Origin of the sequence: Streptomyces mutomycini, assembly GCF_001700505.1 — a bacterium.
In the GTDB taxonomy this organism is placed as follows: Bacteria; Actinomycetota; Actinomycetes; order Streptomycetales; family Streptomycetaceae; genus Streptomyces; species Streptomyces mutomycini.
Genome location: NZ_MAPV01000220.1, coordinates 1 through 23,191 on the forward strand (window position 1 = coordinate 1; position 23,191 = coordinate 23,191).

Genomic DNA, 23,191 nt, shown 5'->3' on the forward strand with positions numbered 1-23,191 from the left:
CAAGCCCGCCACCGCGTCGGCCGGCGGCGACGACGAGTCCTGGGACGCGGGCGCCCTCACCGGCCTCGACGTCCCGGTCCTCCAGGCTCTCTGCCTCACCAGCCCCCGCGCGGCCTGGGAGGAGAACGACGAGGGCGTCTCCCCGCTGGACGCGGCCACCCAGATCGCGGTGCCGGAGTTCGACGGGCGTCTGATCACCGTGCCGTTCTCCTTCAAGGAGATCGACGAGGACGGTCTGCCGGCGTACGTGGCCGACACCGAGCGCGCGGCCCGGGTCGCCGGAATCGCCGTACGGCACGCCAGGCTCCGCCACATCCCGGCCGCCGAGAAGCGGATCGCGCTCGTCCTGTCCGCCTACCCGACCAAGCACTCCCGCATCGGCAACGCGGTCGGTCTCGACACCCCCGCCAGCGCCGTCGCCCTGCTGCGCAGGCTGCGGGCCGAGGGTTACGACTTCGGTCCCGAGGAAGAGATCCCGGGTCTGGTCTCCGGCGACGGCGACGAGCTGATCTACGCGCTCATCGAGGCCGGCGGCCACGACCAGGAGTGGCTCACCGAGGAGCAGCTGGCCCGCAATCCGGTCCGGATCCCGGCCGCCGACTACCGCCGCTGGTTCGCCACGCTGCCCGCCGAACTCCGCGCGTCCGTGGAGGAGCACTGGGGCCCGGCGCCCGGCGAGATGTTCCTCGACCGGTCCCGCAACCCCGAGGGCGACATCGTGCTCGCCGCCCTGCGCCGCGGGAACCTCCTGATCCTCATCCAGCCGCCGCGCGGCTTCGGCGAGAACCCGATCGCGATCTACCACGACCCCGATCTCCCGCCCTCGCACCACTACCTGGCCGCGTACCGCTGGATCGCCGCGTCCGCCGACGACAACGGCTTCGGCGCCGACGCGATGATCCACCTCGGCAAGCACGGCAACCTGGAGTGGCTGCCCGGCAAGAACGCCGGTCTCTCCGCCGCCTGCGGCCCCGACGCCGCTCTGGGCGACCTGCCGCTGGTCTACCCGTTCCTTGTCAACGACCCCGGCGAGGGCACCCAGGCCAAGCGCCGGGTGCACGCCACCCTGGTGGACCACCTCGTACCGCCGATGGCTCGCGCCGACAGCTACGGCGACATCGCCCGCCTCGAGCAGCTCCTGGACGAGCACGCCCAGATCGCCGCGATGGACCCGGCCAAGCTCCCGGCGGTCCGCGCCCAGATCTGGACACTGATCCAGGCGGCCAGACTCGACCACGACCTGGGCCTGGAGGACCGGCCCGAGGACGAGGGCTTCGACGAGTTCATCATGCATCTCGACGGCTGGCTCTGTGAGATCAAGGACGTCCAGATCCGCGACGGACTGCACGTCCTGGGTGGTGCACCGGCCGGCAAGGACCGCGTCAACCTGGTCCTCGCCGTCCTGCGTGCCCGCCAGATCTGGGGCGGTACGGCCTCGCTGCCCGGCCTGCGCGAGGCGCTCGGTCTGGACGAGTCGGCGGCCACCCGGACCGCCGCCGACGCGACCGAGGAGCAGGCGCGGGCCCTCGTCCAGGCCATGGACGACGCGGACTGGGACCCGGGCGCCGTCGCCGGTGTGGCAGCGGGACACCCGCAGGCCGTCGCCGACATCCTCGACTTCGCCGCCCGCGAGGTCGTGCCCCGCCTCGCCGCGACGACCGACGAGCTCGACCACGCGGTCCACGCGCTGAACGGCGGCTTCGTCCCCGCCGGCCCGTCCGGTTCGCCGCTGCGCGGCCTGGTCAACGTCCTGCCGACCGGCCGCAACTTCTACTCAGTCGACCCGAAGGCGGTCCCCTCCCGCCTCGCCTGGGAGACCGGCCAGGCCCTCGCCGACTCGCTCCTGGAGCGCTACCGCGCGGACAACGGCGACTGGCCCACCTCCGTCGGCCTGTCCCTGTGGGGCACCAGCGCGATGCGCACCGCGGGCGACGACATCGCCGAGGCGTTCGCCCTGCTCGGCGTACGCCCCGTCTGGGACGACGCCTCCCGCCGCGTCACGGGCCTGGAGCCGATCCCGCACGAGGAACTGGGCCGCCCGCGCATCGACGTCACACTGCGCATCTCCGGCTTCTTCCGCGACGCGTTCCCGCACACCATCGGCCTCCTCGACGACGCCGTACGGCTGGCGGCCTCCCTGGACGAGCCGGCCGAGCAGAACTTCGTACGCGCCCACACCCAGGCCGACCTGGCCGAACACGGTGACGAGCGGCGCGCCACCACCCGGATCTTCGGCTCCCGGCCGGGGACGTACGGTGCCGGTCTGCTCCAGCTCATCGACTCCCGCGACTGGCGCACCGACGCCGACCTCGCCGAGGTCTACACGGTGTGGGGCGGCTACGCCTACGGCCGTGAGCTCGACGGGCGCCCGGCCCGGGACGAGATGGAGACCGCGTACAAGCGCATCGCGGTGGCGGCGAAGAACACCGACACCCGTGAGCACGACATCGCGGACTCGGACGACTACTTCCAGTACCACGGCGGCATGGTCGCGACCGTACGCGCGCTGAAGGGCACCGCCCCCGAGGCGTACATCGGCGACTCGACCCGCCCCGAGACGGTCCGCACCCGCACCCTGGTCGAGGAGACCTCCCGGGTCTTCCGTGCCCGGGTGGTCAACCCGAAGTGGATCGAGGCGATGCGCCGCCACGGTTACAAGGGCGCCTTCGAGCTCGCCGCGACGGTGGACTACCTCTTCGGGTACGACGCGACGACGGGCGTGGTCGCGGACTGGATGTACGACAAGCTCACCGAGACGTACGTCCTGGACCCGGCGAACCGCGAATTCCTCCAGCAGGCCAACCCCTGGGCCCTCCACGGCATCGCGGAACGCCTCCTGGAGGCCGAGTCCCGGGGCATGTGGGCGAAGCCCGACCCGGCGGTCCTCGACGCGCTGCGCAAGGTCTTCCTGGAGACGGAAGGCGACCTGGAGGGCGAGGACTGAGGCGGGGCAGGACCAAGGGGCAGGACCAAGGGGCAGGACCGGGGGGCACCGTCCGGAGACGTCCCCGGCCGGTGCCCCCCGGTCCTGCCTTGCCGCTTCCTCGTCCAGGGTTCAGGCTGGGTGCATGGGTGATCCGGCGGACCACACGCCCATGACCGCTGTCCAGCATGCTTTCCGCCTGCTGGAAGCCGCGGCGGCTCACGAGGGCGGCGCACCTGCGGCGCAGCTGGCGCGCGAGGCGGGGCTGCCCCTGGAAGCCGCCCTGGAGACGGTGCGGGCGCTGACGGAGGACGGGTACCTCCGCGTGCTCGACGACGGCGGCCTGGTCCTGAGCGGCACGCCGCACGACGGGAACTCCGGGCAAGGCGCGGTCGATCTCGTGCGTCCGGCCCTCGCGGCACTGCGGGACGACCTGTCCGCAGCCGCCTACCTCACCTTCTACGAGGAGGGCGAGATCCGGGTCGCCGAGATCGTCGACGGTCCGCAGACACCCAGGGTCGACCTCTGGGTGGGCTTCGAGCAGGCAGGGCACGCCACGGCTCTCGGCAAGGCCGTGCTGCGCGAGCTGGACGACGAGGCACGCCGCGACTACCTGGCACGGCACGCCCTGGCCGACCTCACACCTCGTACGATCACGCACCGCGACGAGCTGCTCCAGCAGCTCGAATCATCGATGCGCACCCCGGTGGTGATGGACCGGGAGGAGTACGACCTCGGCACGACGTGCATCGCGGTGCCCGTCTACAACGGCGGGAAGCTCGGCTCGCTCGGGGTCTCCTTCCGCGCGGACAGGATGTACCGCACCCGCTACGTCAGGGAAAGCCTGCTGGCGTCCGCGGACCGTGTGAGCAGGGGCCTCACCCTCGATCCCTGAGGGCGGCGCAGGGCGCCGGGTGCGGCGCCGGCCCGCCGGACCGGTCAGGAATCGAGAAGCGCGCCGCGCGAGAGGACCATAGCTTCGTTCCATGACCTCACTCGCATCCGTCACCCTCGAGGTGGCCGACCCCGTCGCCGCCGAGAGCTTCCACGCAGCAGCGTTCGGTCTCGGCACCCAGTTGCGCGTTCGGGCCTCACAGGCGCCGACCACCGGCTTCCGCGGCTTCACCCTGTCCCTCACGGTCTCCCAGCCGTCCACCGTCAACGCCCTCGTCGAGGCCGCACTCGAAGCCGGTGCCTCGCCGGTGAAGCCGGTCACGAAGTCGTTCTGGGGCTACGGCGGTGTCGTACGGGCTCCCGACGGGACGCTCTGGAAGATCGCCACCTCGGCGAAGAAGGACAAGGGCCCCGCGACCCGGGAGATCGACCGCTTCGTGCTCCTGCTCGGAGTCGAGGACGTGCTCGCGAGCAAGCGGTTCTACGTCGACCGGGGCCTCGTCGTGGGAAAGAGCTTCGGGCGTAAGTACGTCGAGTTCGACATGCCGTCGAGCCCCGTCGCGCTGGCGCTCTACGGCCGCCGCGCCCTGGCCAAGGACGCCGGGGTCCCGCCCGAGGGCACCGGATCGCACCGGATCGTGATCGACAGCGACGGCGGGCCCTTCACCGACCCGGACGGCTTCGAGTGGGAGAAGGCACAGGCACCGGGCTGAGGCGCGCCCTGCCGTCCCGGCGCGTATGCCTGCCGGGCCGAACGCGCTGGGCAACTCCGGGCCGGCGTGGCACGATCGCGCACGTGACGAGCAGACCCACCGAGGCGCAGCATCTGCGCGACCTGGCGCTGCTGCGCCGCGTCCGTGACCGGATGGACCGGGAGTACGCGCGGCCGCTGGACGTCGAGGCGCTCGCCCGGGGCGTGAACATGTCGGCCGGGCACCTCAGCCGCCAGTTCCGGCTGGCCTACGGCGAGTCGCCGTACGGCTATCTGATGACGCGGCGGATCGAGCGCGCGATGGCTCTTCTGCGGCGTGGCGATCTGAGCGTCACCGAGGTCTGCTTCGAGGTCGGCTGCTCGTCGCTGGGCACCTTCAGTACGCGCTTCACGGAACTGGTCGGCATGCCGCCCAGCACCTATCGGCGCCGGGCGGCGAGCGGAGCGGCCGGAGTGCCGCCCTGCGTGGCGAAGCAGGTGACCAGACCGGTCAGGAATCGAGAAGCGCGCGCCACCGAACCGCCGCTAGCGTGACGGCCATGGACATCACCATTCACACGACCGTCCTCCCGCACGACGACCCGGACGCCTCGCTGGCCTTCTACCGCGACACCCTGGGCTTCGAGGTCCGCAGCGACGTCGGAACCGGCAGGATGCGCTGGATCACCGTCGGTCCCGTCGGCGTGCCCGGCACCTCCATCCTCCTTGCGCCGCCGGCCGCCGACCCGGGCATCACCGAGGACGAGCGCCGCACCGTCGTCGAGATGATGGCCAAGGGCACCTACGGCTGGATCCTCCTGGCCACGAACGACCTCGACGGGACCTTCGAGAGGCTGCAGGCCGGCGACACCGATGTCATCCAGGAGCCGACCGAGCAGCCGTACGGCGTGCGCGACTGCGCCTTCCGCGACCCCGCGGGCAACCAGATCCGTATCCGGGAACTGCGCTGACTCCTCTTGGAGGGCGGGTCCGCATCTGACCTCGCACATGCGCTGAGGGTGGATCTGCCGCCAGAACCGCGAGATCCCCCGGTTCCCCGTGCCCGGGAGCTGGGGCAACGCCGCCATCGTCGCTCGTGGGCAGCCGGGCCGACGTGATCTTCCCTCTGAGCTTCTGTGCCGTCAGCAGCGGATGCCACTTGACCTGCGGGAGGGCGAGCCGCCGGTGACCACTCCTGCGACGCCCGAGCCGCAGACGCATGGCCTGAACCCTCCCCGTGGAACAACCCACCGTGCCACAGTGCGAGGTGGCGAACCATCAGCAGAGGTGTGGGGGAACATGGGGCGCGACGGATTCATTTCGTACAGCCACAAGCGCGACAAGGATCTCGCGCAGGCGCTGCAGCGAGGATTGCACGCACTGGCCCGCCCCTGGACCAGACGGCCCGTGCTCAACGTCTTTCGGGACACCACCAGCCTCTCCGCCAACCACGACCTGTGGTCGTCGATTCTTGCGGAGCTGGAGGGGAGCCGGTACTTCATCTATCTCGCTTCTCCGCTGGCGGCGGAATCGCGCTGGGTGCGGAAGGAGATCGAGTTCTGGCTGGACAACCGGCCTCCGGATCGCTTTCTGATCGCGGTCAGCGATGGGACCGTCGCCTGGGACGTCGAGCGCAGCGACTTCGATTGGGACCGTACCGATGCCCTGCCGTCCGTCCTCCGAGGTCGGTTCCCGACCGAGCCCCTGTGGGTCGACCTGACCCAGATCCGCGAGCTGGGTCATTTCTCGCTGCGCCAGGCGGACTTCCGGGACGCCGTTGCCACCCTCGCTGCCCCGATGCACGGCCGTACCAAGGACGAACTCGACAGCCGGGACATACAGGAGCGCCGCATTGCCACGCGGCTGAGACGCGGTGCGATCACCGGACTGGCCCTGCTGCTCTTCACCTCCCTCGCGGCTGGAGGCTTCGCGTGGGAGCAGCGCGGCGAAGCCCTTGCCCGGGCCCGCGTCTCCGCATCCCAGGCCCTGGCCGCCCGCTCCCTCGAACTCGCGGATACGGACCCCCGCAAGGCGGCCCAGTTCGCGCTGTACGCGGAACAGGTCGAACCCACGGGCGAGTCGGCGCAGGCGCTGGCACAGGCGGTGGAGGCGAACGGGAGCGTCGTGCGGCATTTCCAGGGCGGAAAGGACGAACTGGCGGACTTTCGAGGAGCGGCTACGGCTCCGCAGAGCCACGTGGCGATGAGCCGTGACGGCGGCACACTCGCCTACTACTCGGACCTGGGCGACCGGCTGGTGCACCTCTACGACATCCGGGCGGACCGGGAGATGCGCTCCCTGCCGACCAACGGGGGTCTGGCGCAGAACGGCAGCGCGCCCCTGCTCAGCCGGGACGGCCGCACCCTGGCACTGGAGGCCGCGTACAACAGGATCGAGATCTGGGACGTCCGGCAGGCGCGACTGCTACGCACGATCAGGGCCAGCCGGGGCGAGGACCTCGCCGAGGCGGGAAAGCGGCTGCGCTCCTTCGCGCTGTCCGGGGACGGCCGCTGGACCGCCGCCACCTACTACGCGCCCGCACCGGCGCGGCAGGAACTCCTGCTGGGGATCTGGGATACGCGGACGGGTAAACCCCTGTTCCAGGGTGCCGCGGAGAGCGAGCACGTGTCACTGGTCTTCCAGGACGAAGACGAACGCCTCGTCGCCGTCGACGCGGCGGCCCGCTCCACCCGCATCTACGACCTGACATCGAGGCGATGGGGCAAAGGGGCCGCGATTCCCGGTCTCACGACCGAGGACGCGGTTCTCCACGCGGCCGAGGGCAACCCGCGGCGTGCCTTGGTCGGCTCGTACGAGCAGAAGGGCACCAGTGAACTCTGGGACCTCGTGGCAGGCAGACGGCTCGTCCGGGCCGCCACGGGCCCCGTCCCCAACGCGGCGCTGCCGGCGGACAATCCCGACGTGGTCGTCGGCTCGCACGGCAACGCCGTCGTCCTCTACGACGCTGCACTACGCCGCGGGAGCACCCTCGGCGCCTTCACTTGGGGCGTCACGAGCGTGGCGGCGTCCGGAGACGGACGGTGGGTGGCCGCCGCGTCGAGCGACGGCGCCGTCTCGCTCTACTCGGCTCCCAAGGCGTCCGCATCCGGCGTGAAGATCCCCAAGGGCGTCCAGTTCACCCGGGACGGTCGGCTCGCCTACCGGTCGTCATGGCAGGAGAAGCGCACCGAACTCTGGCTTGTCGTGGAGGGCGGTCTCCGACGGCTTGGCGAGATCCCCCGAGCGGTCAACGCGCAGGACGGTGCCATCGCCGTCAACCGGAACGGCACACGGGCCGCGCTGTACGAGGACAACGGCGCGCTGTCGCTCTGGGACCCGCGGACGGGACGCCGGGTCGACTGGACCCTTCGGTACGACCGCACCCCCCGACTGTCCCCGGCGAGCCTGTACTTCCTCGCCGACAACGTGCATGTGGTGAGCGAATCGTCGGAGGGCATCCTGAAAATTGATACCCGGACGTGGGACGTCGCCGCGGTGGTCGGCGAGAAGGGGGACTACGGCCTCCTGGGGATGAGCGGAGACAGGCAGACCCTGGCCGCCGCCGACGAGAACCTCGGCGACATCGTGGTCTGGAGATGGTCGGCCGAAGAGAGCCGCTTCCGGCAGACGCGCACCGCAGCCGCAGCCGGCACCTCCGCTCGCCTCCTGGGTGTGGCAGTGAGCCATGCGGGAGAGAAGGTGGCCACGGTCGACGCGGACAGCCGCCTCACGATCCTCGACACCGGTACCGGCCACGTCGTCACCAGCTCCGTGGGTGCGGGGCAGGGCCTGGCAAGCGTGTTCTTCAGCCGTGACGCCCGCCTGTTGGCCCAGCCATTCGGCAGCGGGGAGGACAGCGGCATCGGCCTCTGGGACACGGCGACGGGGGACGCACTCGGCACCTGGAGCCTCGCTGCGCAGGGTGCGGCCGGGCCCGACACGCCCGTCGAGGTTGTCCAGGCTCCCGACGGAGGGATCCTCAGCCTGGGCGGGGACGGGTCGCTTGTCCGTCGGCAACTGGGCGCCAGTGAATGGCGGGCGACGCTCTGTTCGCTCGTGGCCGAGCCACTACCCGAGGAGGACTACGACCGCTACCTGAGCGATCTCGATGTGACTGCTCCCTGCCCGTCCCGTTAGGACGCCTCGCCAAGCGTCCTGGTTTACGTGCTCAGCCGTGGGAACGGTCGGGCAGGACGGCACCCGTCTCCCTGCGGCTCCGGCCGAAGAGGAGTGCCGTCGTCTTCACCAGTGATCCGGCCGTGAACGCCGACGTACGGAGCTGAATGAGACGGAGCAGCATGGCACCCACCTGGCACACGTCCGGCTGTCGGACGAGCCGCTGAAGGGCAACCCCCGCCTGCCGGCCTTTCGATCCGTAGCTCTGGGCGTGCCGTCTGGACGCCGCGCCGCTACGGGTGAGCGGTCGGGACGTTGCCCGCACAGACGTGCGTGAGTCGGGGACAACCCTGCCCCCGACTCACGAGTCACACAGGCGTCTGACATTTCACGTGATCCGCCTTGGTCCGAGAGGGGCCTTTTCTCTGTGATGACTCGTACCCGGCTGTCCGCGCTGGCCGCGACGGCCGCGCTCGCCACCACCGGCGGCCTGATCACCGCCGCCCCCGCCTCCGCGGCGGTCACCTGCACCTCTCCCGTCTGGAGGGCGCAGTACTTCGGCAACTCCACCTTCAGCGGCACGCCGAAGCTCACCGCCTGCGACACCGCCATCAGCGAGAACTACGGGTACGGCGACCCGGCCGGCGTCACGCTCCCCAAGGACAACTTCTCCGTCCGTTGGTCCCTCACCCGTGACTTCGGCTCCGGCGGCCCATTCCGGCTCTCCGCCGCCACGCAGGACGGCATGCGCGTCTACGTCGACGGTGTGCGGAAGATCGACCTGTGGAAGAACGTCTCCACCACCGCCCGCAAGACCGTCGACCTGACCATCCCGGCCGGGAAGCACACGATCCGCGTGGACTACGTCGCATGGACCGGCGTCGCCAACGCCGCCCTCACGTACACCCCGCGCACCGAGGCCGCCGTCGACACGGTCAAGCCGCTCGCCCCGACCGGCCTCACCGCCGCGTACGACTGGACGACGGCCAAGACCACCCTGCGCTGGACCGCCAACAAGGAGATGGACCTCGCCGGGTACCGCGTGTACCGCCGGCTGAGCGCCGCCAACTGGGCCAAGGTCAGCGGGACGTCCCTGCTGACCACCCGGTCCTTCGTCGACGCCCCGCCCGCCACCGGCCAGACCTTCCTGTACGAGGTCCGCGCCGTCGACAAGGCCGGCCGCGAGTCCACCGGCAGCCCGGACGTGACGGCGGCGACCGTCGACCGCACCGGGCCGGCCGCCCCCACCGGACTCACGGTCGCCACCGGCGACGGGTGGTGGGACACCCTGAACTGGCAGGGAGTCGCCGACACGGCGAAGTACGAGGTGTACGCCTCGTCCGCGGCTGCCGGACCGTTCGAGCTGCGCGGCACGACGACCACGACGTCGTACCGGACCAGCGGCGCCGTGAACACGAACACGTACTACCGGGTCCGGCCCCTCGACGCAGCCGGCAACCCGGGGGCGTACGCGACGGTCACCAGCGACGGCGTCGACCGGATGCCACCGAAGTCCCCGACCGGCGTCACCGCCGGCGCCCGTCCCGGCTACACCAACGTGCACTGGAGCCAGCCCGACGGTTTCTTCGAGGACTGGGACAACGGCGGGCACTACCGCGTGTACCGCTCGCCCGGCAAGACGTTCGACCCGACCGCGCGCACCCAGGTGACCTGCGTCGCGGAGGAGAGCGACGAGGCGAGCAACGGCGGCAACTGCTACGACGTGGACATGCCCGCGAACACGTACGTGACGTACGCCGTCACGGCGGTGGACCCGTACGGCAACGAGTCGGCGTACTCCGCGCCGGTCGTCGTCCGCACCGGCGACACCGTGGCGCCCGGTCCGGTCACCGGCGTGAAGGTCACCCCGCGCAACGACGGCATGCTGGTGAGCTGGGCCGCCTCGCCCGAGGACGACATCGACGAGTACGTGGTGTGGAAGGGCGTCCGGCAGGCCGACGGCACGGTCAAGTGGCTCGGCCCCGACACCTGCTCGGAAGGCACGAGCAACTGGCTCGCGATCCTCTGCGGCAACCTGCCGGACGGCGAGACGCACGTGTACGCGGTGATGGCCAAGGACCACTGGGGCAACACGCTGCACCCGAGCGACCCGAAGGTCACCGTGGTCGAGGCCACCGAGCTCGACGTCCGGCCGTCCGTGACCGTCACCCGGGACTGGAGCCTCGGCAGTCTGGGCCACAACCGGACGGCCACTCGTCCGTCCGTCGATTGGCAGTGCACCGACACGGCCCGCTGCGCCACGGTCACCGGCTACCGCGTGAGCCGGTGGAACCCGGCGACCAAGGCGTACGAGCCCCAGCACGACGGGCTGCTCCAGGCGGACGCCCGGACGTGGGAGGACGCGACGGCGACGAAGGGGAACACGTACTTCTACACCCTGGAGGCCGTGACGGCCGACGGCGCCGTGGTGGGGACGTACCCCTGGCACACCGTCTTCCAGGACCGCGTCTGAGGGACCTGGGGCCCCCTGCCGGGTCCTCTGGTCGTGATGGACGGTCGTTTGCGGGTTCGGGGAGGGGCAGGGGCGTCCTGACCTGGGGCGGAGTGGATTGTTCAGCGACGTCCGGACGCGGCTGAACGTAGGCGAATGAGACCAGAACTGAGACCACGAGGTGCCGGATGGGTGGCTCGCGGCGTTCGGCGGATGCTGCGCCCGGGGCCCCAAATTCCTACTTGTTACAGCGTCGGCGAGGGGCCGGCCACCAGGGTCAGTCTCTCCCTTCCCGAGGGGACGGCGGAGGCGATTCGCCGACGGGTCGGCAAGCGTGAGTTCTCCGCGTTCATCACCGAAGCGGTGGAGCGCGAGCTGCGCGGTCAGATCCTGGATGAGTACCTGGCCGACTACGAACGCCGTCAGGGGGCGATCTCCGAGCGCGAGCAGGAGCGTGCACGCCGGGTCTTCGACGAGGTGTTCGCCGAGGAGGGGCAGTGGCCGCCAGCGTTGATCGGGACTTCATGCGTAGTGCACCTCGTCAGCCCAGGGAGCGCCGCAGCGGGCCGGAGCCGGTCCGGCGCCGGGTTCAAGGAGGGCGCATCCCCGTGATCAGCTGGTGCCGCTCGGAACAGGTGGAGCGGCTGCTTCGCTCGCCGGGACGATGCCCGCTCCTGGCGCCGGCACTACCGGGTCGTCGTTCTCGTTCGCGGCGATGGAACCGCCCTCGGAGCGGGAAGGCCGCCCACTCGGTCCGGGGTGGCGGGGAGCGTTCCCACGCGCCGGTGCCCTCCGACTGACGTGCTACGGGTGAATATGCGGGCAACACGATGCGCCGTGGGCCGGACACCGGCACTCTGCTGGTGAGGAGCAGCAGGGGGGATGCGCCGGCCAGTGGCCGTTGCCTCCGCAACCGGGGCCCCGGCTCCGACGGAGCCTGTGGACGCGAGTCGAAGGGGGCGCTTCAATGACATCCATCGGAGCAGGTCCATCCAGTCAGGCGCATGCGACGGGTAAGCCGGCCGGCAGCGTCGGCACGCAGTCGGCCGGCCCCGCCATACCGGCGGTTCCCGTACAACCACGCCGCCCGCCCGGTGAGGAGGAGCGGCGGCGCCCGGTGCCTCGCCACGTCGCGTGCGTGATGGACGGGAACGGCAGGTGGGCGCAGCAGCGCTCCTTGCCACGTACGTCAGGGCACCGGGCGGCGGAGACGACGGTGATCGACGTCATCGAGGCGGCGCGGTCGGCGGGGGTCGAGTGGCTCAGCCTGTACGCCTTCTCCACCGAGAACTGGCGACGGCCGGGCGAGGAGATCGACTTCCTCATGCGTCTGGTGAGCCGCGTGGTGCGCAAACACGCGCCGCTGCTGTACGCACGCGGGATCCGCTGCCGATTCCTGGGAGCCGAGGATCCGAGAATCCCCGTCCGCCTGGCCCAGGAGTTCACCGACCTGATGACACTTACCGAGAGCAATCGGGGCATGACGCTGACCGTGGCGTTCGACCACGGCGGGCGCCAGGACATCGTCTCCGCGGCGCGGTCCCTCATCCGCGCCGGGGTGTCCGCCGACGCCGTCGACCAAGCGCGCTTCGCCGCGCATCTGCCCGTCCCCGATACGCCTGACGTGGACCTCGTCATCCGTACCTCCGGCGAACAGCGCATCTCCAACTTCATGCTCTGGCAGGTGGCCTACGCCGAGTGGATCTTCCCGTCGGTGCTGTGGCCCGATTTCCGTGCGTCGCACTTTCTGGAGTGCCTGCACGACTACCGAAGCCGCGACCGCCGCTTCGGCGGCGTGACGCCGCAAGCGAATGGAGAGCCTCACAGGTGAAGGACACGGACAGCAGCCGCTTCACGCGGACCGGCCCCGACGCAACGGGCCCGTACGACGACCCCGAGCCCACAGGCCCGCCCGGAGATCCCGGCCGGGAGGCCTCCGGAACGCCGACCGAATTCCTGTTCGGCCCTGGATCGCAGTTCCACCGTTTCTTCAACGATCCCCGCTGGGCGCTGGCCGTCGTCAGGGCCACGGTGCTGGAAGCCGCCCACCCGCAGATCGGCGCGGCACTGGCCGACAACTCCTCCTTCGTAGTGCATCCGTGGCGACGGCTGAGCAACACTCTTGTGAGCCTGCAGCGCATGTTCGGAGCCGACGAGCACACACGGCAGCGGGAGGCGGCACGGCTCAACCGCCTGCACACGCGACTGAGCGGCACGGACGCGAGGAACCGGCCCTACGACGCCATGGACCCCGAGGTGCGGGCGTGGGTGGTCGCGACGCTCTTCGAGAGCTCCGTCACCATGTGCCGATTGAGCGGGCAGCCCCTGGACCAGATCACCATGGAGCGGCTCTACGCCGAGTTCCAGGCATTCCTCGCCGCCTTGGGGGACGAGGCGGGCCACCTCCCGCCCACCTTGCACGAGTTCTGGAAGTACTACGACCGCATGGTCGCGGAGGAACTGCAGAACACAGAGGCGCTGCGCATCATCCTGTTCAAGCTCTTCGAACATCTACCGGCACCGCCGCTGTTCGCAGGTCTGCCCACGGTCTGGGCGACCGGACGCGCGCTGGCGGGGCCCGTCATCGGCACCATCACCGTTGCCTCCCTTCCCGAGGTTTTCCGCCGCCGGGCGGGGCTGCCGGAGGTTCCCGGTGCCCAGACCCTGATGCAGGGTGCTTACGTGACCGCCCGCCTGGCCCGCGCCCTTCCCGACAACTGGATCCGGACGGAGAACTTCGTCAGTCTGCTCCAGCTGTCGCCGGACGGCGACGGCCCCTGTGCCGAGGCGCTCACCACTTTGCGCGCCCGGGTGAAACGGGCCGGCGCGCTCATCCGGCTGATCACACCGGTACCGGCCCAGCAGGACGGTACGGGCGGGACCGAGAACCGGCGCAGTGCCCGCGTCTTCTTCACCGAGGTGCTGGACCAGACCGGGGACGGCTATCTGGACTGGCCCGATCTCGCCGCCATGGCACGGGAGCTCTGCTCCCGTCTCGACCTGGACGAGCCGGAGGAGACCCGGCTGTACGACGCGTTCGCCGCGTGGTGGAGGGAACTTCAGGCGGCTCTGGACAGTGACGGTGACGGCAGGGTGAGCGAGGAGGAGTACGCGGCCGCAGCCCCGTCCCTGGCAGGACCGGCGCTGATCAGAGTCGCCGAGGTTCTCTTCGGTGTCACCGACGCGGACGGCGATCAGTTCATCGATGCCGAGGAGTACCGCGTCCTGTTCAGGAGAGGCTTCGGGCGATCCGTGGTGGACGCCGAAGGGCGTTACTCCCGAAGCGCATTCGTGCGGGACTTCCTCTCCTTCATGTCAGGGCGTCAGCGTTCGACCTCCTACGATCCACTGCTCGCCGACGCGTAGAACCTCGGACAGCCCGATCACCGCGACACCGCAGGTGCGCGGTTCTCCGGCAACGGTTCCGGTCGCGCAGGTTCTGGGAGCGGCGGGTCCGGTGCGGTACTGCCCGGCGTCACCATCAGGACGGCGGCTCTGACTCCAGGGCGACCGGAGCGCAACCGCAACCACTGAACGTCGAAGGCCCCCGCTGCAAGCAGCGGGGGCCTTCGACGTATTGCCCGGTGAGAGCAATGGCGGAGGATACGAGATTCGAACTCGTGAGGGGTTGCCCCCAACACGCTTTCCAAATGTTCGTACGGGGGTCCGTTGGGGGTCGTACCCGTCCTGACCTGAGGCGGGGCGTTCGGAGTGGCCCGGTCCGGACAGGGCTGGACGGGGATGAATGAGACCAGGACTGAGACCAGGCGTCGGCGGGACCACTTCCTGGTCCCGCTCGCAGCGCTCTTGGCCGTGCTCGTGGGAAGCGGTCCTTCGGTAAGGCCTTGACCGGGTCGGGTAGTGAGCTTTCGGCGCCCTCGTCCCTACGGCCACCCCGTAGCACAATGCATTACGCCGCGATACGCTGGTTCCATGAAGACCATCACTCAGCGGGAGCTCGCCGCGCGCTCCAAGGCTGTGCTCGACGACGTGGAGGCGGGTGAGACGTACCACGTCACCCGAAACGGCGCCGAGATCGCGGAGGTGCGCCCGCTCAGCAGTAGGCGTCGCTTCGTCCCGGTGGAGGAACTCCAGCGGAAGTGGCGCCACGCGCCCCGGAGCGACGCCGCCCGGATGCGTACGGAAGCGGACGGATTTTTTGGCTCCGAGGACCGCATCGATATCGATGGCGACGGCAATCCGTGGGACCGCACATGACAGACAGAGTGCAGCGCGGACTCTTGGACACGTGCGTCGTCATCGATCTGCCCCTGATCGACTCGAGCCTCCTGCCCGTGGAGGCGGCTGTCTCCTCGGTCGTCCTGGCGGAGTTGGCGCAGGGCGTGGCAATGACGAAGGACCCGGCGGAGATGATGGCGCGAGCGCAACGCCTGGCCGACGTGGAAGCGGAATTCGCAGCCGTTCCCTTCGACCGGGAGGCTGCCCGCCGGTTCGGGACGCTGGTCGCCCTCACGGTCAAGGCGAATCGCAACCCTCGTCCCCGGCGCATGGATCTGATGATCGCCGCTACCGCTGCCGCCCAGGGCCTCCCGCTCTTCACGCGGAACGCCGATGACTTCAAGGGGCTGGATCAGGGCGTCGAGGTCATCTCGGTGTGAGTTTCCCGCTCGGTGGAGAGGGCTCGCCGTCCGCAGTGACAGTCCCGGTGATCTGGACTCTGTGAGCCGCGCAGTGGATCGGTGCCGCTCGGGGGCCTGCTCCGCCTGGAGCTACCACACCAAGCGTGTGTTGGCCGACGTACTGCGGGGTCCACCTCCGAGGAGCGCAATGCACCTCGTGAGGGGTTGCCCCCAACACGCTTTCCAAATGTTCGTACGGGGGTCCGGAAGTGATCAGGAGCGTTCTGGCCTGCGACGGATCGGGGCGGCGGGTAGGTGATGGACGGCGCTGGACGAGGGTGAATGAGACCAAGGCCAAGACCAAGACCGAGACCAGAGAGCCGGGTCAAACTTTTTTGACGATGATCGACTCAGGGACCAGCTTCTCCAGGACGTCCACGCCCGAGGTGAAGACGGTGACCTGACCCTTCTGCTGTCGCGCGATGACGGCGAGCACCGCGTCGATCGCGTACTTGTGGCCGTGCAGCTTGGCGTCGGCCAGGAGGCGGCGGGCCTGGCGGGCCTCTTCCTTCCCGACGTCGGCGACCGTGAGCCGGGAGAGCACCCAGTCCCAGCGCTGCTCGGTGGTTCTGCCGTCATACGCCTCGACCAGCGTCAGCGGAGACGTCACCACCTCGGCTTCACCCCGGGCCGCGAGGTCGAGCCAGGCGATCATCCTCCGGTCGCCGCGCACAGCCAGGGACAGGGCTTCGCAGTCGAGCACGAAGACGCGCAACGGCCGCTGCTTGTGCTCAGTGGCACGCTTCTTCACGCGGCCTCTCCGGCGTTGTGCTTTCCAGCGGCGCGGCGGCGCTCGTGTTCGGCGTCGAGGTCCTCCAGTTTCTCGAACGCTGCTGTGCGCTCCTCCTCAGTGAGGGGGCCGTATTCCTCCTGCAGCCAGTCGGACAGTTCCCGCAGCCGGTCCCGGTCGCGCTTGAAGCGCAACGCCTCGGCGACGTACGCCGACATTCCCCGTTCTGCCGCCTCCGCGCGGATCTCCGCCAGGAGATCCTCGGGAATCGTCACAGTTACCTTCTTCGTGGCCATACAAGAGACCATACTCCTGGTATCACACCCCGTACCAGTGTGCTTGCGTGACCGCCAGGTCGGCGTTCAGGCGGTCGTGGCGGGACGTGGGCTGCCTTGGAAGACCTGGCTGGTGTGCCAGGAACGATGGGCGGCGGCGATGGGGCGGACGCCCGACTGGGGGCCGATGACCGGACGGCCGGCGAGCGTGATGACGTGCTCGCGGGCGGCGGTGCTGCGGCCGACGAAGCTCTGTGAGACCAGGATGCTGTGGGCCTCGCCACGGCCCTCGCCGAGACCGAGTACGCCTTTGTCGAACAGCTTGTGGTGCAGCGAGCACAGACACAGCCCGTTTTCGAGGTCGTCCGGTCCGTCGAACGCCCACCAGCGGACATGGGCGGCCTCAAGCCCGACCGGCACCGTGCCGATCCTGCCGTCGTACCCGCAGAAGGCGCACTGGTACTCGTACGCCGTCAGGACCATCTCCCGCATGCGCCGGTCCCGCTGCCTGCGCTTGGCCGAGACCAGTCCGGTCTCGGCCTCCTCCAGTTCCATGCCGACGGCTTCGCACAGCTCGCCGTGGAGGGAGGGCGGGAAGTTCAGATCGAGGAGTACACGTGTCATTCGGCCGAGCAGGGGCGGATCCCGCCGCAGCGCCGCCCGTAGCTCCGGCGTCAGCCGCCCAGTGGCGCCGGTTGCGCGCAGCTCCCTGACCCCGGTCCCGGGGCTGCCCGGACCGCGCTCGGTGCGCACCTCCCACACGCCGTCACTCACCAGATGATGGAAGGGATAGGCGGGCGTCGTCCGGTTCCCAGGACCGTACTCGGCGAGCAGCCGCCGCAGGTCCTGCTCCACCGTGCTGTACCGCAGCTCGTCGTCGGCGTCCTGCTGGAACCGGCTGAGCGCGTACAGGAACAGCAACGGCTTGTGCGGAGCCCGCGCCCCGCTCCTGGTCCACTGCCTCAACTGCGCGGTGCGCTCGACCCAGTCCATGGTCGGCGATCGTAATGGCGGCTCGTCGCAGTGCTTGGTGGCGGGGCATGGCCGCAGTGACCGGCCGAACACCGAGCCACGACGCGGATTCCGGCTACCCGGGCATGATGCCGTGGATGCGGGAGAGGGTGAAGACCCGTTGGTCGTCGCGCAGGCGGCACCAGGCGTACAAGTAGGGCGGGTCGAGCACGAGCTCGCTGAGGATACGTACGGTCCGGTTGCCCGACGCGGCGACGTACTCGACCGTGATGGCTGTGCCGACGTCGACGGCATGGGCGAGCTGGCGGACATCGCTGTACGCCAGGTTCTTTGCGTACGCGGCGACGATCTCCTCGGTGTCCGTGCCGTAGGGGACCCCGGTGCCGAACGGCCGTCGCGGGCCTGGGCCGGGAGTCAGCGGCTCCGCCAGGTGTGGAGAAGCGCGGTGAGCTGCTCCGCTGGTTCTCGTTCCGCCCAGGTGTCGTATCCGTCCGTTGCCGCGACCCGGTCGCCGTCCTGGGCCAGCAGCCCGGCGTCGTACGCCGTCTCCAGAACAAGGCGTACGACGATGTCGTCGCACTGCGCCGCCTTGCTGATCCGGGACAGCTCACGTGCTCCGACCCCGCCGGACTTCAGCAGGACCGGCGGAGCAGCGGAGCGCGTCGCCAGAACCGACGCGGCATGTGTGGTGAACGCCGTGGCGGCTGCCGCCGCCATCGTGGTTCCGGCGGGGACACGGCATCCGGGCGAGCTGCCAGGACCCGCTCAAACCGGTCGACTTCCAGATCACTCAGCCACCGGCCAGAGTTGATCCGCTGGGACCCAGATTGGCGGATCGCGGGGGGACGCCTGCGTCCTGAGTCGGCAGAAACCCGCTTCTAAGTGAAGCGCGATGTCCTGTGACTCGACCCGGCGACGGCAAGTCGGCGGAATGGAATGTCTCTTATGTCGGAAATAAATGAGACCAGAACTGAGACCAGCAACGTCGAAGGGCCCCGCAGCAAGCTGCGGGGCCCTTCGACGTATTGCCCGGTGAGAGCAATGGCGGAGGATACGAGATTCGAACTCGTGAGGGGTTGCCCCCAACACGCTTTCCAAGCGTGCGCCCTAGGCCACTAGGCGAATCCTCCGCGGCAAACAATACAAGACGTTGGAGGGTGCTCGCGAACATGTTCCCCAAAGATCGTTCCGGACTGCCCTCCGGGAGGTGTGGGGACGGGGAGCGGGTGGACGACAGGGGGCCGGGATCGGCTAAGGTGGGCGTCAGCCCCTCACGTGGCGCTATCTGACTGAACTCCCCCAGGGCCGGAAGGCAGCAAGGGTAGGTTGGCTCTGGCGGGTGCGTGGGGGGCCCTTGCGTGTCCGGGGTGTGGTGTTCCGCCGGGCGCGGTGTCCGGGGCGGGACCGGTTGTCGGTGCGCCCCGATAACCTCGTATGTGTGTCGTCCCTTGCGCTCTACCGCCGCTATCGCCCCGAGTCCTTCGCCGAGGTCATCGGTCAGGAGCATGTCACTGACCCGTTGCAGCAGGCCCTGCGGAACAACCGGGTCAATCACGCGTACCTGTTCAGCGGGCCGCGTGGCTGTGGAAAGACGACCAGCGCGCGCATCCTCGCACGCTGTCTGAACTGCGAGCAGGGGCCCACGCCCACACCCTGCGGGGAGTGCCAGTCCTGCCAGGACCTCGCGCGCAACGGGCCGGGCTCGATCGATGTCATCGAGATCGACGCCGCGTCGCACGGTGGTGTGGACGATGCCCGTGACCTGCGGGAAAAGGCCTTCTTCGGGCCGGCGTCGAGTCGGTACAAGATCTACATCATCGACGAGGCGCACATGGTCACCCCGGCGGGGTTCAACGCCCTGCTGAAGGTGGTCGAGGAGCCGCCGGAGCATCTCAAGTTCATCTTCGCGACCACCGAGCCCGAGAAGGTCATCGGCACGATCCGGTCGCGTACGCACCACTACCCCTTCCGGCTGGTTCCGCCGGGGACGCTGCGTGGCTACCTCGCGGAGGTGTGCGGCAAGGAGAACAGCACCGTCGAGGACGGTGTGCTGCCGCTCGTGGTGCGGGCCGGTGCGGGATCCGTGCGTGACTCGATGTCCGTGATGGACCAGCTGCTGGCCGGCGCCGGCGACGACGGTGTGACATACGCCATGGCGACCTCCCTCCTCGGCTATACGGACGGGTCCCTGCTGGACTCCGTCGTGGACGCCTTCGCGTCGGGCGACGGGGCCGCGGCCTTCGAGGTCGTCGACCGGGTGGTCGAGGGCGGCAACGACCCCAGGCGCTTCGTCGCGGACCTGCTGGAGCGGCTGCGTGACCTGGTGATCCTGGCCGCCGTGCCGGACGCCGGGGACAAGGGGCTGATCGACGCTCCCGCCGACGTGGTGGAGCGCATGCAGGCCCAGGCATCCGTTTTCGGCGCCTCGGAGCTGAGCCGGGCCGCCGATCTGGTCAACGAAGGGCTCACCGAGATGCGTGGGGCGACCTCGCCCCGGCTCCAGGTGGAGCTGATCTGTGCCCGGGTGCTGCTGCCCGCCGCCTTCGACGACGAGCGTTCGCTGCAGGCCCGGCTTGACCGGCTGGAGCGTGGCGCGTCCTTCGCCACAGCCGGGTCCGGCCCCGCCATGGGATACGTACCGGGGCCGGAAGCCCATGGGGCGGGCGTCGCGATGCCCGCCGGAGCCGGCGGAGGTCCCGCCGCAGCCAGGGCGGCGGCCCGGGGTGAGGCTCCGGGCGGTGCCCCCGCAGATATCTCCCGGCCCGGACCTGTGGCCTCCGAGGCCGCGGCCCCGCCCGCCGTTCAGCAGCAGCCACCGGCCCAGGCGCCCGCCGGTCAGCGTCCTGGTGCCTGGCCCGCGCCGGCCGGGGCCGGCAGCGGCGCGGGCGGGGCCGAAGCGGCGCGCCGGCCAGGTGGCTGGCCGACCGCCTCCGCGCCCGGAGGCGGGGTACCGCAGGCTCAGGCGCCCACTCCGGCCCCCGCGGCAGCAGCACCGGCTGCCCAGGCCCCGGCCCCTGTCGCGCAGGCACCCGCGCCCGGAGGTCAGAACATGGCGCAGGGCGCCGCCCAGGTGCGGAACATGTGGCCGGACATCCTCGAGGCCGTGAAGAACCGCCGGCGGTTCACCTGGATCCTCCTCAGCCAGAACGCCCAGGTGACCGGTTTCGACGGCAGCACCCTGCAGATCGGCTTCCTCAACGCCGGAGCTCGCGACACCTTCTCGAGCAGCGGCAGCGAGGAGGTGCTCAAGCAGGCTCTCGCCGAGCAGTTCAACGCCAAGTGGCGGGTCGACGCGATCGTCGACCCGTCGGGCGGTGGTGGCGGCCAGCCCCCGCAGGGCGGCGGGGGCGGCGGTGGCAGGCCTCCTGCCGCCCCGTACCAGCCTCCGCCGGCGCCGTCGTACGAGTCCCGGCCGGCCGCACCCGCCCAGCAGGCTTCCCAGCCGGCCGAGCAGTCCCCGCCGCAGCAGCCCGGGCGGCCGGAGCAGTCCTCCTACGACCGAGCGGCCCCTGAGCCGCCGCGGGCGGTCGCACCCGAGGACGACACCGCTGAGGCGGACGATCCCGATCTGGTCGACTCCGCGCTCTCCGGACACGACCTGATCGTCCGCGAGCTCGGCGCCACGGTCGTCGAGGAGTTCACCAACGAGTAGCTGGGGCACCGACGCGTAGCTGGGGCACCGACGTGTAGCGGGAGGACCGGCGCGTGGCGGGGCAACGTACAGCGGCAGGCTCCTTGGCCCGCGGACCCGCGCCCGGGGCTGTCCATGGGCCGTCCCCGGGCTGTCCACGGAGCGGCGCCCGTCGAGGCCCCCGGTCCCCGGCGGTTAGGCTGCACCCCGTGAAGGTCCTCGTCATCGGCGGCGGCGCCCGCGAACACGCCCTGTGCCGCTCTCTCTCCCTCGACCCCGATGTCACCGCTCTGTACTGCGCCCCCGGCAACGCCGGAATCGCAGAGGTGGCCGAACTGCACCCGGTCGACGCACTCGACGGCGATGCCGTCGCACGCCTCGCCACCGAGCTGGGCGCCGAGCTGGTGGTCGTCGGCCCGGAGGCACCGCTTGTCGCCGGTGTCGCCGACGCCGTGCGTGCGGCCGGCATCCCCTGCTTCGGCCCCTCGCGCGAGGCCGCCCGGCTGGAGGGCTCCAAGGCGTTCGCCAAGGACGTCATGGCCGGTGCCAACGTCCCGACCGCCCGCAGCTACGTCTGCACGACGCCCGCGGAGATCGACGAGGCCCTGGACGCCTTCGGCGCTCCGTACGTCGTGAAGGACGACGGCCTCGCGGCCGGCAAGGGCGTCGTCGTCACGGACGACGTCGAAGCCGCGCGTACCCACGCCCTGGCCTGCGACCGTGTGGTCATCGAGGAGTTCCTCGACGGCCCCGAGGTGAGCCTCTTCGCGATCACCGACGGTGTGACGGTGCTGCCGCTCCAGCCCGCCCAGGACTTCAAGCGCGCCCTGGACGGCGACGAGGGTCCGAACACCGGTGGCATGGGCGCGTACTCACCTCTCCCGTGGGCCGACCCGAAGCTGGTCGACGAGGTCATGCAGACCGTTCTGCAGCCGACCGTCGACGAGCTCCGGCGCCGTGGCACACCGTTCTCCGGGCTGCTCTACGCGGGCCTCGCGATCACCTCGCGCGGTGTGCGGGTCATCGAGTTCAACGCCCGCTTCGGCGACCCGGAGACCCAGGTGGTCCTGGCCCGCCTGAAGACGCCGCTCGCCGGTGTCCTGCTCGGTTCCGCGAACGGGACACTGGACGTCCTGCCCCCGCTGACCTGGCGCGAGGACGCGGCGGTCACCGTGGTCATCGCCTCGCACAACTACCCGGGAACGCCCCGCACCGGAGATCCGATCGAGGGTCTCGCGGACGTGGTGGCGAAGGATGCACCGCACGCGTTCGTCCTGCACGCCGGCACCCGGCAGGACGGCGAAGCGGTCGTCAGCGCCGGAGGGCGCGTGCTCTCCGTCACGGCGAGCGGCAACGACCTCGCGCAGGCCCGTGAGCGTGCCTACGCAGCGGTGGGGCGGATCCGGCTCGACGGCTCCCAGCACCGCACGGACATCGCCCGCAAGGCCGCCGAAGAGGCCTGAAACCTCCTCGTCCCTGTGCCCGGCACTCAACGGAGTGCCGGGCACAGGCGTGTCCGGGCTCGCTCCGCACACCGGGCGCCGGGGCCGCGTCCGCGCACCCGGCCGAGGCCCGTGGTATCACCGGACCCCCGGGCGCCGACTCGTCAGCAGCTTTGCCCAAAGCCATTCCATCGGGTGACGGCTCGGCCATCCGGATGACGCCCGCCGAGGCCCCAACTAGGGTGCGGCACAGGCGTTCCGGCACTTGGCCCACCGGCATTGCGATGTCGGTGACGGGTGCCACAGTGGGGGAGTGACCAACACCGTCGCGGGGGCAGAGGGGGTGACGTCCAGCCGTGTCCGGTACCGGTTCGGTTGAGGAGCTGGGTGCGCACGCAGCGCGGGCCAGGGCCGTGGCTCTGCTG

General features: G+C 70.4%; 19 protein-coding genes, 1 tRNA gene, 1 other RNA gene and 1 pseudogene. 15 read left to right on the forward strand and 7 right to left on the reverse strand.

Translation table 11 applies throughout. The annotated features are described in order from the left end of the window. The 6 genes from cobN to BFF76_RS26990 form a co-directional block, all read left to right on the forward strand. A partial coding sequence (gene cobN, locus BFF76_RS26965; RefSeq protein ID WP_065849241.1) for a cobaltochelatase subunit CobN occupies positions 1 to 2,944 on the forward strand: 2,944 nt, incomplete at its 5' end. A 124-nt stretch (positions 2,945 to 3,068) separates the two neighbouring features. Next, the gene (locus BFF76_RS26970; protein WP_065849242.1) at positions 3,069 to 3,818 is read left to right on the forward strand and encodes an IclR family transcriptional regulator; all 750 of its coding nucleotides are present in this window, start codon (positions 3,069 to 3,071) and stop codon (positions 3,816 to 3,818) included. 91 nt (positions 3,819 to 3,909) lie between these two features. Continuing rightward, entirely contained in the window at positions 3,910 to 4,530 is a 621-nt protein-coding gene (locus tag BFF76_RS26975) for a VOC family protein (protein ID WP_031097308.1), read from the forward strand. An 83-nt stretch (positions 4,531 to 4,613) separates the two neighbouring features. Continuing rightward, positions 4,614 to 5,063: a helix-turn-helix transcriptional regulator gene (locus BFF76_RS26980; RefSeq protein ID WP_031097317.1), complete on the forward strand. Its 450-nt coding sequence runs from the start codon at positions 4,614 to 4,616 to the stop codon at positions 5,061 to 5,063. Between the two features lie 5 nt (positions 5,064 to 5,068). Next, complete coding sequence (locus BFF76_RS26985; protein ID WP_031097319.1) at positions 5,069 to 5,479, forward strand: VOC family protein; 411 nt, start codon at positions 5,069 to 5,071, stop codon at positions 5,477 to 5,479. Positions 5,480 to 5,807: 328 nt separating this feature from the next. Next, positions 5,808 to 8,645, forward strand: coding sequence for a TIR domain-containing protein (locus BFF76_RS26990; protein WP_031097320.1), 2,838 nt, complete (start codon positions 5,808 to 5,810; stop codon positions 8,643 to 8,645). 31 nt (positions 8,646 to 8,676) lie between these two features. On the opposite strand, the gene BFF76_RS34495 is transcribed toward BFF76_RS26990, so the two are convergent. Continuing rightward, a complete protein-coding gene (locus BFF76_RS34495; RefSeq protein ID WP_275935682.1) occupies positions 8,677 to 8,808 on the reverse strand; it encodes a hypothetical protein in 132 nt (43 codons plus the stop codon). A 246-nt stretch (positions 8,809 to 9,054) separates the two neighbouring features. Here BFF76_RS34495 and BFF76_RS26995 point away from each other — a divergent pair, with 246 nt between their 5' ends. The 6 genes and pseudogenes from BFF76_RS26995 to BFF76_RS27020 all read left to right on the forward strand — a co-directional run bounded on the left by BFF76_RS26995 (position 9,055) and on the right by BFF76_RS27020 (position 15,695). Continuing rightward, positions 9,055 to 11,097, forward strand: coding sequence for a PA14 domain-containing protein (locus tag BFF76_RS26995; protein ID WP_065849243.1), 2,043 nt, complete (start codon positions 9,055 to 9,057; stop codon positions 11,095 to 11,097). Between the two features lie 192 nt (positions 11,098 to 11,289). After that, positions 11,290 to 11,586, forward strand: a pseudogene (locus tag BFF76_RS27000) (hypothetical protein); the annotation flags it as partial. Between the two features lie 457 nt (positions 11,587 to 12,043). Continuing rightward, the gene (uppS, locus tag BFF76_RS27005; RefSeq protein ID WP_078958839.1) at positions 12,044 to 12,907 is read left to right on the forward strand and encodes a polyprenyl diphosphate synthase; all 864 of its coding nucleotides are present in this window, start codon (positions 12,044 to 12,046) and stop codon (positions 12,905 to 12,907) included. A gap of 125 nt (positions 12,908 to 13,032) precedes the next feature. Next, a complete protein-coding gene (locus tag BFF76_RS27010) occupies positions 13,033 to 14,442 on the forward strand; it encodes an oxygenase MpaB family protein (RefSeq protein ID WP_065849248.1) in 1,410 nt (469 codons plus the stop codon). Between the two features lie 567 nt (positions 14,443 to 15,009). Then, entirely contained in the window at positions 15,010 to 15,294 is a 285-nt protein-coding gene (locus BFF76_RS27015; protein WP_065849244.1) for a type II toxin-antitoxin system Phd/YefM family antitoxin, read from the forward strand. After that, positions 15,291 to 15,695, forward strand: a complete 405-nt coding sequence (locus BFF76_RS27020) for a type II toxin-antitoxin system VapC family toxin (RefSeq protein WP_065849249.1) — start codon at positions 15,291 to 15,293, stop codon at positions 15,693 to 15,695. The genes BFF76_RS27015 and BFF76_RS27020 overlap by 4 nt, the downstream gene beginning before the upstream one ends. A 346-nt stretch (positions 15,696 to 16,041) precedes the next feature. On the opposite strand, the gene BFF76_RS27025 is transcribed toward BFF76_RS27020, so the two are convergent. The 6 genes from BFF76_RS27025 to BFF76_RS27045 form a co-directional block, all read right to left on the reverse strand. Next, complete coding sequence (locus BFF76_RS27025) at positions 16,042 to 16,467, reverse strand: PIN domain-containing protein (RefSeq protein WP_031097335.1); 426 nt, start codon at positions 16,465 to 16,467, stop codon at positions 16,042 to 16,044. Next, positions 16,464 to 16,742, reverse strand: coding sequence for a CopG family transcriptional regulator (locus BFF76_RS27030; RefSeq protein WP_031097337.1), 279 nt, complete (start codon positions 16,740 to 16,742; stop codon positions 16,464 to 16,466). The genes BFF76_RS27025 and BFF76_RS27030 overlap by 4 nt, the downstream gene beginning before the upstream one ends. 66 nt (positions 16,743 to 16,808) lie before the next feature. Beyond that, positions 16,809 to 17,714, reverse strand: coding sequence for a phosphorothioated DNA-binding restriction endonuclease (locus BFF76_RS27035; protein ID WP_065849245.1), 906 nt, complete (start codon positions 17,712 to 17,714; stop codon positions 16,809 to 16,811). Between the two features lie 94 nt (positions 17,715 to 17,808). Continuing rightward, complete coding sequence (locus BFF76_RS34840) at positions 17,809 to 18,180, reverse strand: WYL domain-containing protein (RefSeq protein ID WP_478078036.1); 372 nt, start codon at positions 18,178 to 18,180, stop codon at positions 17,809 to 17,811. Further along, positions 18,108 to 18,410 carry a hypothetical protein gene (locus tag BFF76_RS33110; RefSeq protein WP_065849246.1) on the reverse strand — a complete coding sequence of 101 codons (303 nt, stop codon included), beginning with the start codon at positions 18,408 to 18,410 and terminating at the stop codon, positions 18,108 to 18,110. The genes BFF76_RS34840 and BFF76_RS33110 overlap by 73 nt, the downstream gene beginning before the upstream one ends. A gap of 325 nt (positions 18,411 to 18,735) precedes the next feature. Beyond that, positions 18,736 to 18,823: transfer RNA gene (locus BFF76_RS27045), tRNA-Ser, on the reverse strand. Between the two features lie 133 nt (positions 18,824 to 18,956). Here BFF76_RS27045 and ffs point away from each other — a divergent pair. The 3 genes from ffs (at position 18,957) to purD (ending at position 22,787) form a co-directional block, all read left to right on the forward strand. Further along, an RNA gene (gene ffs / locus BFF76_RS27050) (signal recognition particle sRNA small type) lies at positions 18,957 to 19,051 on the forward strand. 80 nt (positions 19,052 to 19,131) lie between these two features. Then, positions 19,132 to 21,345, forward strand: a complete 2,214-nt coding sequence (locus BFF76_RS27055; RefSeq protein ID WP_065849247.1) for a DNA polymerase III subunit gamma and tau — start codon at positions 19,132 to 19,134, stop codon at positions 21,343 to 21,345. Between the two features lie 188 nt (positions 21,346 to 21,533). After that, a complete protein-coding gene (purD, locus tag BFF76_RS27060; protein ID WP_031097344.1) occupies positions 21,534 to 22,787 on the forward strand; it encodes a phosphoribosylamine--glycine ligase in 1,254 nt (417 codons plus the stop codon). Positions 22,788 to 23,191 lie beyond the last annotated feature (404 nt).

Coding starts and splice junctions, on each gene's coding strand:
- BFF76_RS26970 (WP_065849242.1), top strand. CDS start 3,069: ATGGGTGATCCGGCGGACCACACGCCCATGACCGCTGTCCAGCATGCT.
- BFF76_RS26975 (WP_031097308.1), top strand. CDS start 3,910: ATGACCTCACTCGCATCCGTCACCCTCGAGGTGGCCGACCCCGTCGCC.
- BFF76_RS26985 (WP_031097319.1), top strand. CDS start 5,069: ATGGACATCACCATTCACACGACCGTCCTCCCGCACGACGACCCGGAC.
- BFF76_RS26990 (WP_031097320.1), top strand. CDS start 5,808: ATGGGGCGCGACGGATTCATTTCGTACAGCCACAAGCGCGACAAGGAT.
- BFF76_RS34495 (WP_275935682.1), bottom strand. CDS start 8,808: ATGCTGCTCCGTCTCATTCAGCTCCGTACGTCGGCGTTCACGGCCGGA.
- BFF76_RS26995 (WP_065849243.1), top strand. CDS start 9,055: ATGACTCGTACCCGGCTGTCCGCGCTGGCCGCGACGGCCGCGCTCGCC.
- uppS (WP_078958839.1), top strand. CDS start 12,044: ATGACATCCATCGGAGCAGGTCCATCCAGTCAGGCGCATGCGACGGGT.
- BFF76_RS27015 (WP_065849244.1), top strand. CDS start 15,010: ATGAAGACCATCACTCAGCGGGAGCTCGCCGCGCGCTCCAAGGCTGTG.
- BFF76_RS27020 (WP_065849249.1), top strand. CDS start 15,291: ATGACAGACAGAGTGCAGCGCGGACTCTTGGACACGTGCGTCGTCATC.
- BFF76_RS27030 (WP_031097337.1), bottom strand. CDS start 16,742: ATGGCCACGAAGAAGGTAACTGTGACGATTCCCGAGGATCTCCTGGCG.
- BFF76_RS27035 (WP_065849245.1), bottom strand. CDS start 17,714: ATGGACTGGGTCGAGCGCACCGCGCAGTTGAGGCAGTGGACCAGGAGC.
- BFF76_RS33110 (WP_065849246.1), bottom strand. CDS start 18,410: ATGGCGGCGGCAGCCGCCACGGCGTTCACCACACATGCCGCGTCGGTT.